The sequence below is a fragment of the Yersinia fenwicki genome (genome assembly GCF_043099325.1).
Classification (GTDB): domain Bacteria; phylum Pseudomonadota; class Gammaproteobacteria; order Enterobacterales; family Enterobacteriaceae; genus Yersinia.
Genome location: NZ_CP170755.1, coordinates 164398 through 183374, shown reverse-complemented (window position 1 = coordinate 183374; position 18977 = coordinate 164398). Strand labels below are relative to the sequence as shown.

Here is an 18977-nt window from a genome sequence, read left to right as displayed (position 1 = left end):
GCCAATAAAAAATCTGACTATGCATCAGTTTTTCAACTGACGCACAGGCAGCTGATATTGATATTATTTGTCATAAAAACCGGGCCGTTGCGGCAAACTTATCGGGACAATCTGGCCACTTTCCTGCGCAGCAATACAGGCATCAGCAGTAACCGCCGCAGCGAAGCCATCCCAGGCGGAAGGCCCAGAGAGTTTTTCAGCTAACACATCGTTGATAAAGGCCTGCAACTCAACATCGTAGGCATCAATAAAACGATCTTTCCAATCAGTGAGAATTTCATTTGAAAGCCGCGCTTCACTACGCAGCAATACTGAAGAAGGTTCCGGTAATTTTGCAATGCCACTATCACCCACCACTTCGCATTGAATATCATAGCCATATTGGCAGTTCACAAAGATTTCAACATCAATACGCGTCCCTTTTGCCGTTTCGAATAGCACGACTTGCGGGTCTCTTAGGTGAGTTTTAGCATGTTTAGCTTTACGCGGGAAAACAACCTGAACCGAGACATAATCATCATCTAATAACCAGCGCAGCACATCAATTTCATGAATTAAAGTGTCAGTGATAGCCATACTTGTAGTGTAGTTATCACCCACTCTCGGGTTACGATGGGCGCAATGCAGCATTAATGGCTCGCCAATTTTTCCACTGGTAATCACATCTTTTAGTGCGCGATAACCTTGGTCGTAAGGTCGCATAAACCCGACTTGAACCAAGCGCTTACCTTGTGCCGCCTCAGCCTCTACAATACGTTTACATCCTTCAGCGGTTACAGCTAATGGTTTTTCGCAGAATACGTATTTACCCGCAGCAACAGCCGCCAATACGAACTCTTCATGACTTGGGCCCCAAGAGGTGACCAGCACCGCCTCCACTTCTTTGGCATTAATGACTTCATACCCATCGGCATAAACATTCGCTTCGATACCCAAGTCACGAATAACTTTAGTGGCACTTTCGTGATTAATATCGGTCACAGCGACAATACGGCTACCCTGCAACACCTTGCTACAGCGGCGAATATGATCCTGACCAATAGCACCTGTCCCAATCACACCAATATTTAATGACATATTATTTCCCTCATGAAGTTTGGCTTGCAGGTGATCCCTGCTCATTTTATGACTTCACATCCAGATCATTTAATTAGCATTAATAATCACGGGCTTTGGCGATATTCTTTTCCAGTTCCCGTACGACTGCGTCCGTTTTTTCACTGTCAGATACTTGAGCAACCCCGACTCGCCACCAACTCAGATAGCCATGAACCATAGTTTTTGGCAGAACTTTTATGTCTATTAAGGTTGAAACTGTCTGCAAGCGGGCATCGGCCAATGCATCAAGCAGTTGCTGTTCCGTAACAACTCGATATGTCTTACAGCCATAAGCAGCAGCCAACATGGCGAAATCTACCGGAACAAAATCGCCGTCTAGTTGGCCAGTTTCTTGATTACGGAAACGGAATTCAGTGGCATAGCTGTCCATACCATGTTCCATCTGGAGATTATTGATACAGCCATTTGTCATATTATCGAACAATATGACATTGATTTTGCAGCGTTCTTGAATAGAGGTGACCAGTTCGGAGTGCAGCATCATGAAGGCACCATCGCCGACCAATGAGTAAACTTCACGGTTCGGTTCCGCCAGCTTCACGCCCAACGCAGCACTGACTTCATAGCCCATGCACGAGTAACCATATTCGACGTGATAGCCATTACTGCCTTTTGTGCGCCATACCCGCTGTAAATCACCGGGTAAGCTGCCGGCAGCCGCAACAATGACCGCATCTTGAGGTAATTGACGATTCAGAACCCCCAGCACCTGGCTTTGTGTCAGGAAAGAATCGGTTTTATCAATAAACTCGCCAAAGACCTGCTCACGATCCAAATGGTCATTAATTTCAGGGGTAAAATGCTCGGTTTGGTATTCCACCTGATAGACCCGCGTTGTCTCAGCTAATTGCTCAGCACGCATCCGAGCAATCTCCCCGCCCCAATTAGCCTGATAACCAGTACTACCAAGTTGCTGATGTAATGCAGATAATGCTTCACGCGCATCCGCCAGCAACTGTAAACCATCCAGCTTGCCAGCATCAAAAGCACTAACATTAATATTGAGGAATGAAACATCCGGATTCTGGAATAACCATTTCGATGATGTCGTAAAGTCGGTATAGCGAGTGCCGACACCAATAACTAAATCAGCCTGTTTCGCCAAGGTATTCGCCGCCAGGCAACCTGTTTCACCAATACCGCCAAGATTCAATTCATGTTCTGAGCTGATAGTGCCTTTACCCGCTTGTGTTTCAACCCACGGTATCCCGAAACATTCAGCAAATCGTTGTAATGCCTGACCCGCTTGTGAATATTTTACGCCACCACCACAGACCAAAATCGGTTTGCGTTTCGAAGTCAATAAAGCAATAGCATCAGCCAACATGGCGGCACTGGCAGGTCGCCGGTCAAGGCGATGAACGCGTTTCTGGAAGAAATAATCTGGATAATCATAAGCTTCAGCCTGTACATCTTGCGGCAAACACAGCGTTACGGCACCAGTCTCTGCCGGGTCAGTCAGTACCCGCATGGCATTAATACACGCACTCATCAGTTGCTCTGGCCGCGTAATGCGATCCCAGTATTTACTGACGGGCTTGAATGCATCATTAGTACTGATACTTAGATCATGAGATTGTTCAATTTGCTGGAGCACGGGATCGGGTTGGCGTGAGGCAAATACGTCACCAGGAAGCAGCAGTAAGGGAATACGGTTGGCTGTTGCAGTTGCGGCGGCGGTCACCATATTGGCACTGCCTGGCCCAACAGATGAGGTACAAGCATAGATTTGCTGACGCAGTTTTTGTTTGGCGAAACCAGTCGCTGCATGGGCCATTCCTTGCTCATTTCGCCCTTGATGAACCACCAGCTCGCCGCAATCCTGCTCCAGCGCCTGCCCAACACCCAGTACGTTGCCGTGACCAAAAATAGCAAAAATGCCTTTGATAAATTTTATTTCCTGACCATCAACTTGCAGGTATTGATTGTCCAAAAATCGGACTAATGCCTGTGCCATGGTTAGCCGAATTTTATTCATTTATTCATCCTTTGCTCTGTTTGCGCGATACAACAGTGAGGTGAAACATAGCAGGGATTATAAACAAATATTTTTTTCATAAAATCACATTACAGAAGAAACATTTCATTCTGCGATGAAGATCAAATAATCAGGTAAACACTGAAACCGGCACACTCGCATTAACTCACGTGAAATAGCGTTATTTAAAACCAACAGTAAATGAGCCTAATTAATTGATATTATCAATTTATATTATTCACAAATGCTTTCCATTTCCTGCTTATAAAACCATCAATAACGAGCACTATCCTTGGGTTTAAGCCCTATTTTCGTGCGTAATATCGGGCTTTTAGCCAGGTCACATAATCGGGGAATAAATTTCATTTAATCTTGAAGTTGAAATATTTATTCCTCATACTGATTTCAGAAACGTTACTACGGGTTTATTTCATCGGTCATTGTCGAGGTTTTAAAAGAAGGAAATGGGGATGGGTACACAACACAAAGTGCTAGATGTCATATGTATCGGGCGAATTGCCGTCGATTTTTATGGGCAACAGATTGGTTCCCGGCTGGAAGATACCAGTACATTTGCCAAATATTTGGGCGGATCATCAGGTAATGTCGCCTACGGCACAGCAATTCAAGGCTTGAAGTCAGGTATGTTGGCACGTGTTGGTGATGAACATATGGGCCGCTTCCTGCGCGAGGAATTACAACGTGTTGGAGCTGATACCCGTTTTCTTATTACTGACAAGCAGCGCCTAACTGCATTAGTTATTCTCGGTATTAAAGATCAAGAAACCTTCCCTCTGATTTTTTACCGTGAAAACTGTGCTGATATGGCCCTGACGCCAGATGATATCGATGAGTCTTATATTGCATCATCACGAGCACTGGCTATCACTGGCACACATCTTTCACACCCAAATACACGTGCCGCTGTATTGAAAGCGCTGGAATACGCGCACAAGCATGGGCTACGAACTGCTCTGGATATTGATTACCGTCCGGTATTATGGGGCTTGACCTCACTTGGCGACGGTGAAACACGTTTTATTGAGTCAGAAAAAGTGACTCAGCAACTGCAAGAAGTCCTGCATCATTTCAATTTAATTGTCGGTACTGAAGAAGAGTTCCATATCGCGGGGGGCAGTACAGATACGCTGGTAGCGCTGCAAAATGTGCGTAAAGCAACTCAGGCGACACTGGTCTGCAAGCGCGGAGCACAAGGTTGTTCAGTATTCGAAGGTGCAATCCCCTCCAGTTGGGAGCAGGTCAAACTCCATTCTGGTGTTCGCGTTGAAGTTCTCAATGTCTTGGGGGCTGGTGATGCCTTTATGTCTGGTTTACTGCGCGGCTATCTTAATGATGAAAGTTGGGAGCAAGCTTGTCGTTATGCCAACGCCTGCGGCGCACTGGTTGTTTCACGTCATGGTTGCGCACCTGCCATGCCAACCAAAATTGAATTAGACGATTACCTCAGTCGCGAGCACTCTGTTCCGCGCCCTGATCACGACGCTCGTCTTAATCATTTGCATCGGGTCACCACCCGTAAACAGCAGTGGCCGGAGCTTTGCGTGTTTGCTTTTGATCACCGCAAACAATTGGCTGATATGGCGCGTGAAGCTGGTGTGAGTGAAGAGCGTATCCCCAAACTCAAGACATTATTACTACAGGCTGCGCAGCAAGCGGCTCAAGAATCAGGTCTGGAACATAAAAGTGGCATTCTGGCAGATACCACATACGGCCAGGAAGCGCTCAACACCATTACTGGTCAAGGGTGGTGGATAGGTCGCCCCGTTGAGCTACCCAGCTCAAGGCCATTACGCCTTGAACATGGCAACATTGGTTCCCAACTCATTGATTGGCCACTGGAACATGTCGTGAAGTGCCTGGTATTTTATCATCCGAAAGACAGTGCGGAGCTGCGCCAACAGCAGGATGAGCTGATTCAGGATGTTTACCGTGGATGCTGTAAGTCAGGACATGAGTTACTCTTGGAAGTGATTTTACCCGAAGATCATAAAGACAAAGATGAGCGTTATTACATTGAAACTATGGCACATTTTTATGCGCTAGGTATTCAACCAGATTGGTGGAAACTGCCGCCGCTAAGCGCTGAAAACTGGCAAAAAGTAGGTAAACTGATTGAAACTCAAGACCCCTATTGCCGGGGTGTATTGATTCTTGGGTTAGATTCGCCGGAAGCTATATTAAAAGCAGGCTTTGCTGCAGCGGCAAAAGCACCTTGGGTTAAAGGTTTTGCTGTCGGGCGCACCATCTTCGGCCAGGCATCACGTCATTGGCTGCAAGGTGAGCTAAATGATGCCGAGTTGATCGCACAAGTGAAACAAAATTATCAAACGCTGATAGGCTATTGGCGAGATTATCGTCCAGTCATCTAAATTTAAAACAGCTTTAGTAGCGCTGGCGTGGAAAACGTTGGCGCTATTGTGCTGCTATCTGCATGGTTTATTCCTTATTAGCCTGAAAAAATCCTGATTTCTGTCAAACTTAATAAAGTAATATCTTTTGCTTATAGCCGTTTCCTTTATCATAGTTTAGTAAACGGTTTTAGTTCGCAATGAAATAAAAGCAAATGCGAATATCAACAAATGAAATTTTCCAACCATCTGTTAGAATAGCTGACAGATAACCCTTGAATTTTCCTCTGCCGTGGGCCGAATGGATGAATAACCCAACTCAACTATCATTGCTACAAGACCAAATTCGTCATCGTTACGAGACATTAAGCAAACGCTTAAAACAAGTTGCCCGTTATATCCTGGATAACAGTAACAGCATTGCATTTGATACAGTTGCTTCCATTGCGGCCCAAGCCAGTGTGCCACCCTCAACCTTAATCCGGTTTGCAAATGCCTTTGGTTTCAGCGGATTTAACGAAATGAAACAGGTATTCCGTCAACATCTGATGGAAGAAACCGTTAACTATACCGAACGCGCACGTTTATTCCGTCAAACCTCAACTGATGGCAATACCGCACCAGAAAAACCAGCTGAAATACTGAATGTATTTACGATGGTCAATGCACAAGCTCTACAGCAACTGGCGGTGCAAACCAGCGCCGAACAATTAGATAGAGCCGTCGAATTGTTAAACAATGCTGAAAATATCTATGTAATTGGTTTGCGTCGTTCTTTTAGCGTAGCTTCTTATCTGACCTATGCATTACGCCATTTGGAACGCCGGGCTTTTCTGATAGATGGGCTTGGTGGAATGTTTGCTGAACAACTGAGCATGGTAAAACCCAAAGACGTGGTGATTGCTATCAGTTACTCACCCTATGCACAAGAAGCCTTAGAACTGGTGGAATTGGGTGCAAAAAGTGGTGCGCAGCAAATTGCGATTACTGATAGCCAGGTTAGCCCATTAGCGGCTTTCAGCGATGTTTGTTTTGTGGTGCGGGAAGCTCAAGTCGACGGGTTCCGTTCACAGGTTGCCTCTATGTGTCTGGCACAAACCTTAGCCGTTTCATTGGCACTGAATAACGCCAAAGCATAACTCTCAGGTATTTCCAAGTCAGATGTAGCTGTGGCGAGTCATAAAATGGGTAGGATCCGCCTACCCATTCAATTTAAGCTTTAAAACTCGGCTTAGTTTTTTTCTACCGGGTATTGCCCACTGTTGATCCATGCATGATCTTTTTCCCAGGTAAATTTCCATAACCGTACTGGCCCTGCCATAACATTCAAATAATAGTTATCATAGCCAGCCAATGTCGCCACTGGGTGGTAACCTTTTGGCACTTTTACGACATCTCGGTTATAAACTGGCATACATTCATCCAGTGAACGGTCGTCGGTATATACCCGCTGCATGCAAAAACCTTGCTCTGGATTTAGCCGGTGATAGTAAGTTTCTTCCAGATAAGTTTCATCCGTCGCATTTTCCTGATCATGTTTATGACTTGGGTATGAACTGGTATTCCCCTCATCAGTATAAACCTCAACCACCAGTAAACTGTCTGCAGGTTTATCGTCAGGCAAGATGTTATGTACTAATCGCTGGTTACGCCCCTTACCTCGCCGCTCTACTCCTACATCTGCTGGCGTAATCAGACGAGAGGGTAAATGGCCATTACTGGGCGCACGGCAGACCGCCAATTCCAAATCGGTCTCTGCCACGACTTTCACACTCTCATGGTGTGGAACATAAACAGAATAAGGCGGTGTTCGTTCGAACGGGCTCATGCGTTTGCCAATATGCGGATATTCAGCGTGCCGTGTTGATACCGAGGCAATTCCAGCAACTAATACCAGACAGAGTTCATTTTCAGCACTCTCCAGCACCAATGCCTTTCCAGCGGTAAGCCGATAGACATCAAACCCAACAAAACGCCAACCGGCGTCCTTCGGTGAAATATGCTGAATACGCCCATTCGCATCCGGCGGCTGACATTTCGCAAGCAGTGACGACATGATGACTCTCCTGTTAACAACATGACATTATTCTAACGAACACCCTCAGGTAGCATTAACCCAGCGTTGGCATACTGTATTCTGAAACAGTTTGCTGACCTGTTGGCCAACGGGCTGTGGTTGTTTTCATGCGGGTGTAGAAACGCACCCCATCAGTACCATGAACATTTAATGCACCGAACACGGAACGTTTCCAACCACCAAAACTGTGAAACGCCATTGGTACTGGAACAGGTACATTGACGCCAACCATCCCCGCCTGAACCTCATGTACGAACTGCCGTGCATAGTGGCCGCTACTGGTAAAAATCGCACTCCCATTACCAAACTCATGACTATTCACCGTACTAATTGCCGTTTGATAATCAGGCACTCTGACAATCCCTAACACTGGGCCAAAGATTTCTTCCTGGTAAATCTTCATTTTCGGAGTGACATGATCAAACAGGGTGCCGCCTACATAGTATCCTTGCTCATAACCCGCAACTTTATAATGACGGCCATCTGTGACTAATGTCGCACCTTCTTTAACACCTTGATCAATATAGCCAAGTACCTTTTTCTGATGGGCAGCTGAAATTAGCGGTCCCATTTCATTTTCTTCCCCACCTTGCTGTATCCCTGGGCCGACACGCAGGCGAGCAATGAGTGGTTTTAACTTTTCAATTAATTTATCAGCGGTACTATCGCCGACGACGACCGCAATAGGTAGTGCCATACAGCGCTCGCCTGCTGATCCAAATGCCCCCCCCATCAATGCATGTACGGTCGCATCCAAATCAGCATCTGGCATGATGATCGCCTGATTTTTCGCTGCGCCAAAAGCTTGTACACGTTTACCGTGCGCACTGGCAGTGGTGTAAATATGTTCGGCAACAGTAGAAGAACCGACAAAACTTACGGCTTGAATTCGTGGATCTGTACAAAGTTGGGCAGCACTTTCATTTGAACAGTGAATAACATTGAATACGCCGTCAGGCAAACCGGCTTCCGTCAGCAACTCAGCTAGACGAACTGACGCTGAAGGGTCCAATGCCGGCGGCTTCAGAATAAAGGTATTGCCACACGTCAACGCAATGGGGAACATCCACATGGGTACCATCGCAGGGAAGTTAAAAGGGGTTATCCCAGCGACAACGCCCAAAGGCTGCATCATTGAAAAGCTATCAACCCCGGTACCAACATCTGCGGAATATTCGCCTTTCAATAAGTGCGGGATACCACAGGCGAACTCGACGACTTCCAGACCGCGAGTGATTTCGCCCAAAGCATCTGAATAGACCTTGCCATGTTCACGAACAATCAACTCCGCCAATTCATCGCGGTGTTGTTCAATCAGGGTTTTAAAGTTGAACATAATGCGAGCGCGGCGCAGAGGGGTGGTTCGTGACCAATCGGCAAAGGCCCGATGAGCTACGCCAATCGCATGATGAACTTCTTCAGCTGTACTTTGCGTGACCTGGCTTTCAACCTTACCGGTGGCTGGATTATGAATATCGGCAGTTTGATTGCTGGAACTCAGGGAATTTTTCCCACCGATAAAGTTACTCACGATTTTCATGTCTCACCCTCTTCTCAATAGCTGCTATCGCAGGGTTCGATCAAAGTGACTTAAATCAGACAACTCATAACGAACCATACGCTCAATCAATAAGGGCTATCTTGTTGTGGGACCAAAATAGCCAACAAGGCGACCAGCCGCCAGACAGGCGAAAAACCAGCCGATATGCAGACTCTATGCTATTGGAAAAAAAGTTTCAAATAACTTTGTTTGGAAATTTTGTTTTGTGCGACGTATCGCAAGTTCCTGCAAGAACAAAAGGTAAAAACCAAAAAATCCAGATAGCCCACGCAATGCCATCATCAGCCTAAAACGTCCTACTACTCGGCTACAAATAAGCTGTTAATGTAAAAAAAGACCAGGCTAATGAGAACTTGATGAATTTAGCCAGTCCGATATTTGAGCTGAATCGAAAAATTCATATTCCGTTATTTAAATAAAATGAAATAAATGTTCTAATTTTAGTGCTGTTCAGAAGAGATTTCTCATACATATCTATCACAGCAGGAGCTAACACCATGTCTATCGCACAAGATCGTTTCTGTATTAATCGCAAAATTGCCCCCAACTTAAATATTGAAAGCTTTTTCCGTCTGGTTAAAAAATGCGGGTTAAATAAAGTTGAATTACGTAATGACATGCCGAGCGGCAAAGTAACGGATGAGTTAAGTTCGGCGCAGCTCAATGCACTGGCCGAGGAATATGACATAGAAATTGTGACTATCAATGCACTGCAACGCTTTAATCTGTCAGAACACCGCCCAGCATTGCTGAAAGAAGCAGAAAGCATGCTACAACAAGCAAAAGATATTCGCTGCCAAGGGATTATTTTATGCCCAAACTGTAGCGCCAGTGACCGACGATCAGCCGAGCAAAAAGAACAAGAGACGCTGGATGCCTTGGTACTATTGGCTCCGTTATTCAAAAAGTACCAAGTGACCGGCCTCGTGGAACCTTTAGGCTTTGGGGTCAGTTCATTACGTTCTCACTTGCTAACGCAAGCTATCATCCGCAAGTCAGCCGCTCCCTACAAAATGGTGCTGGATACCTTCCACTACTATCTAAGTGATGTTGCACAGGCTGAGTTCGATGCCCATATCGACGTCAATTCTATTGGACTGGTACATCTTTCTGGTGTCGAAGAGACACGGCTGAAGTCCACACTCAATGATGAAGATCGTATCATGTTGAGTGAGCAGGACAAACTGAACAGTAAACAACAAGTGGCAAATCTTGAACGACTGGGCTATCAGGGAATATATGCTTTTGAGCCGTTTTCATCACAATTGAATATCTGGTCAGAAGCCGACATTGAAAGGGAAATTCGCCAAAGCATTGCGTACTTACAAAACTAGCATTCAAACTGAGGCTGAGAACGGCTAAGTTCATAAAACTTAGCCGCTTTTTATTGATATGCTGTAGGGTAACTGACTCCCTCTCCCCCAAAACATCGAATAAGATTTATATCTGTTTACGCTTTACTGTCAGCGCCCCACTATTTGGGACTATGACCGCTCCATCTCACAACTAGGCTAGCAGCGCCAGCGAGGGTGATTAAGGCGACTACGCCAGTCCATCCCATTCTTTCAAACATCAAGCTACCTAAGGCGGAACCGACAGCCATCCCGATAAATACGCCCGTAAATAACAATGCATTAAGTCGACTGCGAGCTGAGGATTCCAGACTATAAATAATGGTTTGATGGGCTACCAGTGTGGCCTGCACACCAAAATCAAATCCAATGGCGCTGAGCACAATAAGTGCTATCTGGAGATGAAATGGCAGCAGTGGCAAAAGGAACAAAGCAGTAAAGGACAGGGTCGCCAGACTTGCACCAATCAACGTAACCACTTGCGGTCCCCGGCGGTCAGCCAATGAACCGGCTAATGGTGCGGCTAATGCACCTGCGGCACCGGCAAGGCCAAACGCGCCCGCTACAGCACTGCCGAGGTGATAAGTATCCTGCAACATTACCGCCAGTGTAGACCAGAAAGCACTAAACCCTACAGAAAGTAGCCCTTGTGCTAACGCCGCCCGACGGAAATCTTTAAACTGTAGCCATAAATGGCCCATTGAGGCGAGTAACGCCGGATAACTCAGTGCTGAGGTTGCCGGTACGCGCGGTAAACTCCGCCATATCACCAGCGTTATTATAATGACTGATAGTGCAGCCCCCATATAAAGCGACCGCCAACCAATTTAGCTAGCATCGACCGTATAGAGTTGATGCAAACATTTATTCGTATCGTCGAGGCCGGTAGTTTGTCTGCGGCCGCAGTACGCCTGGGTACTAGCCAGCCGACTATCAGCCGTCGTTTGCAGACATTAGAGCGGTTACTTGGTCTGAAATTATTGCAGCGAACCACGCATATCATGAAGTTGACAGATGATGGCGAACGTTGCTATTCCCATGCCAAACAGCTTGTTGAGAGCTGGAATACGATGGAAGATGACTTACGTGGTGCGACTGACGAACCCAGAGGGCTATTGCGTGTTCTGGTTCCACATACTTTCGGACAAGACCAATTAATCAAGCCACTTAAAGACTTTCTGCACCAATACCCGAAAATGTCCGTTGAAGGGATACTACAGGATTTAAATCTTATTTAAGTTAAATTAGCAATAATAGAAACCGATTTTGATACTCTAATAAAATAAAATTATTCTATAAATGTTATTATTAACACGCTATAAAACATTGCTACTACTGTGTTTCTCGTTTCTTATCACCATCACTCCATCTCTCAACAAATAATTAACATTTCACTACCTTATAATCTATTGCTTAAAATAGTTTGACTAAAAAACATACTGTTTTACTTATGGTACATATTCCAAAAAAGAAACATATTTTTGCGTGACAATAATATAATGTTTTGTAATCTTTGCTAGTACTTTAAATTTATGAGTATCCTACAATGATAAAACTAATAATTACCGATCTGGATGGCACTTTTCTTGATGAGAATGGGGATTACAATCGAGAAATGTTTCAGGACGTCAAAAAAATCATGTCACAGAAAGGTGTTCATTTTGCGATATGTACCGGTAAACAATGTGAGCGTGTAGAGGAACTGTTCAAGGGTGATGCGGAAAAATTCTGGATTATGGGTGATAGTGCCACCAGAATAAAATATAAAGATGAATATATTTATCAGTCTCTGATTAAAAATCAACTTGGATTGAATATCATTACCAAACTAGAAGCCATCAATAAAGAGCTCGTCATCATTGCTTGTACAACTGAGGGCGCTTTTATTAAGAGTTCTATTTCTAAAGAAATGGAAAGTAAAATTATAACGTCATATGCCAAAGTGACAAGAGTCGATGATTTTTATCATGTGAATCATGATTTTGTTAAAATTTCTATTTATGACGAAAAGGGTCGCTGCCCTAGTTTTAAACCTCATCTTCACGAATTCTTTGATAAAGCCTATATCGTTGTTTCTGAAGATGCCTGGATTGATATTGCCGATATCGGCGTGCATAAAGGGCATACAGTCGAAATCCTACAGAATTTATTAAATGTTAATAAAGACGAGACAATGGTGTTTGGTGATGGGCTGAATGATATTGAATTAATGGAAAGAGCGACCTTCAGTTTTGCTATGCGTAATGCTTTTGAAGAAACCAAGTCTGCTGCGAATTTTATCACGGGCAGAAATACAGAGAGCGCCGTTATGTTAACCATTCAAAGAATTCTGACACTGCAATAATATTATAGCTCCATCGAGTTGGCCGAATTTATCTGGAAGGTCAGGGAAAAACAGACGCACTGAGACATATCTGTACTTACCGTCTTGGTATTTACAAACCTATCTCGCTGCGAATAGCCCCCCTGGCCTTCCCACTTTACTATCCCAGCTTATCGTTATTACACACATACCGATAGAAGCAACCAGCTGGTGCTCACACGCCAATAAATAATCTTTTAAAATGAAATGACTAATCAATTAACTTACCAATCGATACCTTTTTGTGCCTTAACTCCACTATCAAATGCATGTTTGATTGGCCGTAACTCACTAACCGTATCCGCGAGTTCAATAATATTACGGTGACAAGCACGCCCAGTGATAACAACACTTTGATTCTTCGGCCGGTTTTTTAGCGCGATAATCACCTCATCCAGCGCCAAATAGCCGTAGGTAATCATATAAGTCAACTCATCCAAAATCACCAGTTCATAAGAGGGGTCAGATAACATCCGATATCCCTGTTCCCATACCACTTTTGCCGCAAGAGTATCAGCCGCTTTATCTTGTGTATCCCAGGTAAAACCCGTCGCCATAATATGAAACTCGACACCATTGCGTTCCAGCAGGTTGCGTTCACCATTTTCCCATGCCCCCTTGATAAACTGAAGCGCACCAACCCGCATACCATGCCCTACCGCGCGGGTTGCTGTCCCAAAAGCAGCGGTCGTTTTCCCTTTGCCATTGCCGGTAAATACAATAATGATGCCGCCCGTCTTAGTCGCATCAGCAACACGTATCTCAACATGGTCTTTAAGACGTTGCTGCCGTTGTTGATACCGTTCTTCATGCACAATGAAACCCTCGAATAGGAACTATTGTTGGCAACCAGAGCATGCCTTCATCTGAATCTGGTCAAAGAAAGAGTTGCCTTTATCATCCAGTAAAATAAAGGCTGGAAAGTTTCTAACTTCCATTTTCCACACTGCTTCCATTCCCAGCTCAGGATACTCGATACATTCCAGACTTTTGATATACTCCTGCGCCAAAATAGCCGCGGAACCACCGATACTACCCAGATAGAATCCACGGTGTTTCTGGCAAGCTTCAGTCACTTGCCGGCTACGGTTGCCTTTTGCCAACATGACCAGACTGCCACCATGGGATTGGAAGAGATCCACATAAGGATCCATACGCCCACCCGTTGTTGGCCCCATTGAACCTGAAACAAACTCGTCAGGCTTTTTCGCTGGCCCGGCATAATAGACTAGGTGATCTTTCATGTACTGCGGTAATTCTTCTCCCCGTTCTAAACGCTCTTTCAACTTGGCATGAACGATGTCGCGTGCCACGATCAGTGGGCCATTAAGTGATACACGGGTAGATACTGGATAACGGGAAAGTTGTTCACGAATTTTATCCATCGGCTGGTTAAGATCGATATTTATCACCGTCCCTTCGTTATTCACGCGCAAATGTTCAGGAATATATTGTTCAGGATGGCGCTCCAATTTTTCGAGCCAGATACCTTCTTGATTAATTTTGGCTTTAATATTGCGGTCAGAAGAACATGAAATAGCCATACCTATCGGGCAGGAACCTCCGTGGCGCGGTAAGCGAATAACGCGTACATCGTGAGCAAAATACTTGCCACCGAACTGAGCACCTAAGCCAAACTCACGAGATGCCTGTAGTAACGCCTGTTCGAGTGCCGTATCACGAAATGCCTGACCATATTCATTACCTTCGGTTGGCAAATTGTCATAATATTTGGTTGAGGCCAACTTGGCTGTCTTCAGTGTTAATTCAGCAGAGGTTCCGCCAATAACAAAAGCAATGTGATAAGGAGGACAAGCCGCGGTTCCCAGCCCTCTCATTTTCTCGATTAAAAAGGTCTTGAGCTTTTTGGGTTCCAGAACAGCTTTTGTTTCCTGGTATAAGGCTGCTTTGTTTGCAGAACCGCCTCCTTTATTCACAAACAGAAAAGTATATTGCGCGCCAGGGGTAGCAAAAATATCGATTTGACCGGGAAGATTGGTTCCGGTATTCACTTCGGTATACATATCTAACGCCGCATTTTGTGAATGGCGCAAGTTATCGTGATGGAAGGTGTTATAGATGCCGCGGGATAAGGCTTGTGCATCATCACTATCAGTCCAAACTCGTTGGCCTTTTTTGGCCACAATAGTCGAAGTACCCGTATCCTGACAATTAGGCAAGATACCTCTTGCTGAGATCTCAGCATTCCGTAATAGCTGAAGCGCGACATATTTATCGTTTTCGCTTGCTTGAGGATCATGCAAAATAGCAGCAACTTGCTGTTGATGGGCTGGGCGTAGAAAAAAAGAAGCATCATGAAAAGCTTGCTGAGATAGCAGTGTCAGGGCTTCAGGCTCAATTTTTAATATGTCTTTATCTTCGACTTTAATAGTAGAAACATACTTATCTGTTAATAAGTAATACTCTGTTTTATCCTCAGAAAGAGGGAATAGCTCTTGATGAAAAAAGTCATTTTTATACATTATATTCACTCAATTAACTAAATGATAAATAGCGAGCAGAACTGGCTATTAATTACATAAAATCATTTAATTAATAACCAATGAACATACCTCATGCGTTACCTAACCATTATTGATGGAATCAAATAAAAAGCAATTGTTCTATCTGCAACACATAATGCTTATTAGTTAATAAGACTCTAATGACTTTTTAATTTCAAAAAAAACGCTACTCTCTTAACGACAATTTTATATTTAATCACTTTACGAACAAGTACTTTATAAAAATCAGTCAACCCACGTTCTTTTCAACTCTTCTTCTTTCGATTTATCGTGGATCCAGCGACTGAATTTTTGCAAACTCCGTAGCCCTCTTTTGCCGTCCTTATAAGTTAAAACAAAATGGTTTCCGGTACTCATCGGCAAATCACAAGGAATGACCATATCCCCATTTTCTAAATCTTTATGAATCGCAAAACGCGGTAATAACGCTACCCCAAGGTTGGAGCGAACAGCAGAAATCAGCATTGATAGAAGATCTAACCGTGGCCCCATCCTGACTTTCGGACTATTCACACCTGACAATGCAAACCAGTCATACCAGCATCCAAACGTGTTGTTTGATGAAGTAATGTAAATTCCTCCATCAATTGCTCTGCGCGCATCACTTTTTTATCATCACGCCACAACATGCGGCTACAAACAGGAACCAACTCTTCTTCAAACAGATGCTCATTTTGTGCCCAAGGGCTACTGAAGTCTTCGCGCATAATTGCTGCGTCATATTTCAGATTCAAAAAGTCAGCACCTGTGGTAAGCGCAGTTAAATTAAGTACAATTTCCGGATGATTTTCATGAAAACTACTGAGATTAGGAATAAGCCAATGGGTACTAAACGTAGGAGTTACAGCTAATTCCAGCACTTGTTGTGTCGACTGGTAAGACATAATGCTTTGCGTATCTTTTTCCAGTTGTTCTAGCGTATCCCTGACCAAATCAAGGTAATAACGCCCGGCATCATTGAGGAAAATCCGTTTACGAACATGGTGGAATAATGACACGTTAAGGAATTCTTCCAAGGCGGTGATCTGGCGGAAAACGGCACTTTGCGTTAGCGCTAACTTCTCCGCAGCTCTTGTGTAGCTTTCATATTGAGCTACGGCTTCAAATGTCACTAATAAGTCAGTTTTTGGAATTTTGTAACGCATTGTAACTCACCCATTATTTCATAAAATAATTCGCTAAACGGCCTGATTTTTCGAGATGGTTATATTAGGAATTAACATCGTATTTTATTGGTTTTTTAACATACACAGTTTTATTTATATGGACATAGCACTCAGTCGTTTTTGTGATAGTCTTCATAATTATAAATAATAAATCTAATATTGCGGTAGAAAACAAAATTAATTAATAAAAACACAACTGACAACAATGCAATTTTAAATTTCAAAAAAAATTGAACATCATATATTTTGAAGAGTTCATTCCGTAAAGTGATTAAATAATGGGAGCGGGGTCAAGTATCGAATGTATCTATTGATGGATAATGGCGCGGTATTTTTAAGTTGTTTGTGGCTTATATAATATGTTTTTAATAATTAGCATTAAGAAATCATATACGCTAAATAATTCGAGTTGCAGAAAGGCGGCAAGCGAGAAAATCCCGATGAGCTTACACGAGCAAGTGATTCGGATGATAAATCGGACGGGAATCGATTTAAACGCTGTGTTGCAGCGGCCTCAAAGAGGCGAGGTCCATGAATGGGCCGAGTAGTGAGCGCAGCCAACGCATATGCAGCTTGAAGTATGACGGGGATAAACCGCATCTGCTATAAAGGTTATTATAATGAGAATAGGGAAAGTATTGTTAGTTGGCGCGGGTCCAGGAGATGCATCATTAATCACTGTAAAAGGATTGCTTGCCATTCGTGAAGCTCAAGTTCTTGTTCATGACCGCTTAGTGAATTTGGAGTTAATTTCTCAAGCTCCACCCAATTGCCAGATTATTAATGTCGGAAAAACCTCAAACCACCATCCAGTTCCTCAGGAACAGATCAATCAAATCCTCATTGATCATGCTTTAGCGAGCAAGAATGTGGTGCGCCTCAAAGGTGGTGATCCTTACGTGTTTGGCCGTGGTGGTGAGGAAGTTGAAAGTCTTTCGCGCTATCAAATCCCCTTTGAAGTTGTTCCCGGTATCAGTTCTTCTATTGGTGGATTGGCTTATGCCGGTATTCCTGTCACCCATCGCCATTATGCTTCCAGTTTTCATGTGGTCACCGGACATATGTGTCAGGGAAATGAGCCACAAAATTGGAATGCTTTGGCACAATTAGACGGCACACTGATCGTACTAATGGGCATGACCCGACAAGAAGAAATTTGTCAGTTGTTAATCCAGGGAGGGAAATCACCAGATACCCCCGCCGCCGCCGTAATGTATGCCAGCCATCAACAGCAGAAAATGGCCAAAGGGACACTCTGCACACTGAAAGATGAAATCGCACGTCAAAAGCTGCACGCACCCGCACTGTTGGTGATTGGCAACGTCGTGAATCTGAGTGATGTTTTGGCCTTTACTGCCCAGCAAACCGATATCAATAATAAGTCACTGTCACTGGCAATATAATGTGCTACCAGCAAAGATATTTTGGCGGTGAGGCTCCCTCGCATGGCTGAAGCGTGCTGCCCCGCCTCTTGCGGTGAATTGCTCCAAGGATGGATCCTCGGTGGGGAAAAACTGATCTCTTGTCCAATAAATTGGTATAGCAGAGTCTCGGTTACACCAGGAAAACCAGGGCAAAATGAGCGGCCACGGATGCGCCAAATGCTTAGGCAAGTCTTGATGCACTTTGGTGAACCCCCATTGCTGGCAGAGAGAATCTGTATCGAGTTTGAATCAACAATTCCCGTGGCTAAAGGTTTAGCCAGTAGCACCGCTGATATTGCAGCAACAGCTATTGCCACGGCTCGGTTACTTGGGCAATCACTAAGTGATATGGCGTTGGCCCGACTCTGCGTCGCGCTCGAGCCAACTGACAGCACCATATTTAAAGACCTCACCCTGTTTGATCATCAGACGGCACAAACTCAACTGCCATTTTCTTGGTTACCTGATATCGACATTGTATTGCTGGAAAGTTCGCAGACACTGGTGACAGCCGAATTTCACCAACGAAATCGCCATTCCCTTTTGTTGAAACAAGCGCCCAATTTGGCAAAGGCGATGCAGCAATTTCGCCTGGCGAATGAGAAGCGCTGCTGTCATAGGCTTGGAGAGGCAACCACATTGAGTGCTATCGCCAGTGAATTCGCACTGCCTAAACCCCAATTTCATCAATTGCTAGATATTGTTGAGCACAGCGGTATTTATGGTTTGAATGTGGCCCATAGTGGTAGCGTTATTGGGTTGCTGTTTAATCCCCATCAACATGATCGAGATCGTCTTATTCACACTTTGCATCACAAATCGTTAATACAATATTATCCAAAGATACATTTAGTAAAAATAGTGGCTGGTGGAGTGAGTTAATAACTATGCCTCTATCACTAACATTACTAATAACAGTTATTAATAATGATAGTTAAATATATGACCAGTATCACAATACCAACATAAATAATAATCATACCTGGATCACATTTTTGCTTTGAATATGACTTTCAATTCAAATTGCATTTATAGATGGTTATT

The 18977-nt window shown here is 44.1% G+C and carries 12 protein-coding genes and 3 pseudogenes; 7 read left to right on the top strand and 8 right to left on the bottom strand.

The window, feature by feature from the left end:
• Positions 1-63: 63 nt before the first annotated feature.
• Positions 64-1077 carry a Gfo/Idh/MocA family protein gene (locus tag ACF3VQ_RS00740; RefSeq protein ID WP_392433013.1) on the bottom strand — a complete coding sequence of 338 codons (1014 nt, stop codon included), beginning with the start codon at positions 1075-1077 and terminating at the stop codon, positions 64-66.
• Between the two features lie 79 nt (positions 1078-1156).
• Complete coding sequence (gene iolD / locus ACF3VQ_RS00735) at positions 1157-3097, bottom strand: 3D-(3,5/4)-trihydroxycyclohexane-1,2-dione acylhydrolase (decyclizing) (protein ID WP_392433012.1); 1941 nt, start codon at positions 3095-3097, stop codon at positions 1157-1159.
• Positions 3098-3567: 470 nt separating this feature from the next.
• Between iolD and iolC the strand changes: the two genes are divergently transcribed.
• Positions 3568-5487, top strand: a complete 1920-nt coding sequence (iolC, locus tag ACF3VQ_RS00730) for a 5-dehydro-2-deoxygluconokinase (protein WP_392433011.1) — start codon at positions 3568-3570, stop codon at positions 5485-5487.
• Between the two features lie 284 nt (positions 5488-5771).
• Positions 5772-6605 (top strand): MurR/RpiR family transcriptional regulator, encoded by an 834-nt coding sequence (locus ACF3VQ_RS00725; RefSeq protein ID WP_005157438.1) that lies wholly within the window; start codon positions 5772-5774, stop codon positions 6603-6605.
• A gap of 92 nt (positions 6606-6697) precedes the next feature.
• Here the strand turns inward: ACF3VQ_RS00725 and iolB are convergent, their stop codons facing one another.
• Both iolB and ACF3VQ_RS00715 read right to left on the bottom strand, forming a co-directional pair.
• On the bottom strand, positions 6698-7522 hold the full coding sequence (gene iolB, locus ACF3VQ_RS00720; RefSeq protein ID WP_392433010.1) for a 5-deoxy-glucuronate isomerase: 825 nt from the start codon (positions 7520-7522) through the stop codon (positions 6698-6700).
• Positions 7523-7577: 55 nt separating this feature from the next.
• On the bottom strand, positions 7578-9083 hold the full coding sequence (locus ACF3VQ_RS00715) for a CoA-acylating methylmalonate-semialdehyde dehydrogenase (protein ID WP_392433009.1): 1506 nt from the start codon (positions 9081-9083) through the stop codon (positions 7578-7580).
• A gap of 518 nt (positions 9084-9601) precedes the next feature.
• Here ACF3VQ_RS00715 and ACF3VQ_RS00710 point away from each other — a divergent pair.
• Positions 9602-10438, top strand: coding sequence for a TIM barrel protein (locus ACF3VQ_RS00710; protein ID WP_392433008.1), 837 nt, complete (start codon positions 9602-9604; stop codon positions 10436-10438).
• A 140-nt stretch (positions 10439-10578) separates the two neighbouring features.
• Here ACF3VQ_RS00710 and ACF3VQ_RS00705 read toward each other — a convergent pair.
• Positions 10579-11280: pseudogene (locus ACF3VQ_RS00705) on the bottom strand (MFS transporter); the annotation flags it as partial.
• Between the two features lie 30 nt (positions 11281-11310).
• On the opposite strand from ACF3VQ_RS00705, the pseudogene ACF3VQ_RS00700 reads away from it, so the two are divergent.
• Together ACF3VQ_RS00700 and ACF3VQ_RS00695 are read left to right on the top strand one after the other, a co-directional pair.
• Positions 11311-11679: pseudogene (locus ACF3VQ_RS00700) on the top strand (LysR family transcriptional regulator); the annotation flags it as partial.
• Between the two features lie 323 nt (positions 11680-12002).
• Positions 12003-12800 (top strand): Cof-type HAD-IIB family hydrolase, encoded by a 798-nt coding sequence (locus ACF3VQ_RS00695; protein ID WP_392433007.1) that lies wholly within the window; start codon positions 12003-12005, stop codon positions 12798-12800.
• A gap of 242 nt (positions 12801-13042) precedes the next feature.
• Here the strand turns inward: ACF3VQ_RS00695 and cobO are convergent, their stop codons facing one another.
• From cobO to ACF3VQ_RS00680, 3 genes and pseudogenes are all read right to left on the bottom strand, one after another.
• Positions 13043-13633 (bottom strand): cob(I)yrinic acid a,c-diamide adenosyltransferase, encoded by a 591-nt coding sequence (gene cobO, locus ACF3VQ_RS00690; protein WP_392433006.1) that lies wholly within the window; start codon positions 13631-13633, stop codon positions 13043-13045.
• A gap of 21 nt (positions 13634-13654) precedes the next feature.
• Positions 13655-15301 carry a fumarate hydratase gene (locus ACF3VQ_RS00685; protein ID WP_392433005.1) on the bottom strand — a complete coding sequence of 549 codons (1647 nt, stop codon included), beginning with the start codon at positions 15299-15301 and terminating at the stop codon, positions 13655-13657.
• Positions 15302-15568: 267 nt separating this feature from the next.
• Positions 15569-16488 (bottom strand): annotated as a pseudogene (locus ACF3VQ_RS00680) (LysR substrate-binding domain-containing protein).
• 641 nt (positions 16489-17129) lie between these two features.
• Here ACF3VQ_RS00680 and cobA point away from each other — a divergent pair.
• On the top strand, positions 17130-17912 hold the full coding sequence (cobA, locus tag ACF3VQ_RS00675; protein ID WP_392433004.1) for a uroporphyrinogen-III C-methyltransferase: 783 nt from the start codon (positions 17130-17132) through the stop codon (positions 17910-17912).
• A gap of 42 nt (positions 17913-17954) precedes the next feature.
• Positions 17955-18815 carry a GHMP kinase gene (locus ACF3VQ_RS00670; RefSeq protein ID WP_392433003.1) on the top strand — a complete coding sequence of 287 codons (861 nt, stop codon included), beginning with the start codon at positions 17955-17957 and terminating at the stop codon, positions 18813-18815.
• Positions 18816-18977: the final 162 nt, after the last annotated feature.

Coding starts and splice junctions, on each gene's coding strand:
- ACF3VQ_RS00740 (WP_392433013.1), bottom strand. CDS start 1,077: ATGTCATTAAATATTGGTGTGATTGGGACAGGTGCTATTGGTCAGGAT.
- iolD (WP_392433012.1), bottom strand. CDS start 3,097: ATGAATAAAATTCGGCTAACCATGGCACAGGCATTAGTCCGATTTTTG.
- iolC (WP_392433011.1), top strand. CDS start 3,568: ATGGGTACACAACACAAAGTGCTAGATGTCATATGTATCGGGCGAATT.
- ACF3VQ_RS00725 (WP_005157438.1), top strand. CDS start 5,772: ATGAATAACCCAACTCAACTATCATTGCTACAAGACCAAATTCGTCAT.
- iolB (WP_392433010.1), bottom strand. CDS start 7,522: ATGTCGTCACTGCTTGCGAAATGTCAGCCGCCGGATGCGAATGGGCGT.
- ACF3VQ_RS00715 (WP_392433009.1), bottom strand. CDS start 9,083: ATGAAAATCGTGAGTAACTTTATCGGTGGGAAAAATTCCCTGAGTTCC.
- ACF3VQ_RS00710 (WP_392433008.1), top strand. CDS start 9,602: ATGTCTATCGCACAAGATCGTTTCTGTATTAATCGCAAAATTGCCCCC.
- ACF3VQ_RS00695 (WP_392433007.1), top strand. CDS start 12,003: ATGATAAAACTAATAATTACCGATCTGGATGGCACTTTTCTTGATGAG.
- ACF3VQ_RS00685 (WP_392433005.1), bottom strand. CDS start 15,301: ATGTATAAAAATGACTTTTTTCATCAAGAGCTATTCCCTCTTTCTGAG.
- cobA (WP_392433004.1), top strand. CDS start 17,130: ATGAGAATAGGGAAAGTATTGTTAGTTGGCGCGGGTCCAGGAGATGCA.
- ACF3VQ_RS00670 (WP_392433003.1), top strand. CDS start 17,955: ATGGCTGAAGCGTGCTGCCCCGCCTCTTGCGGTGAATTGCTCCAAGGA.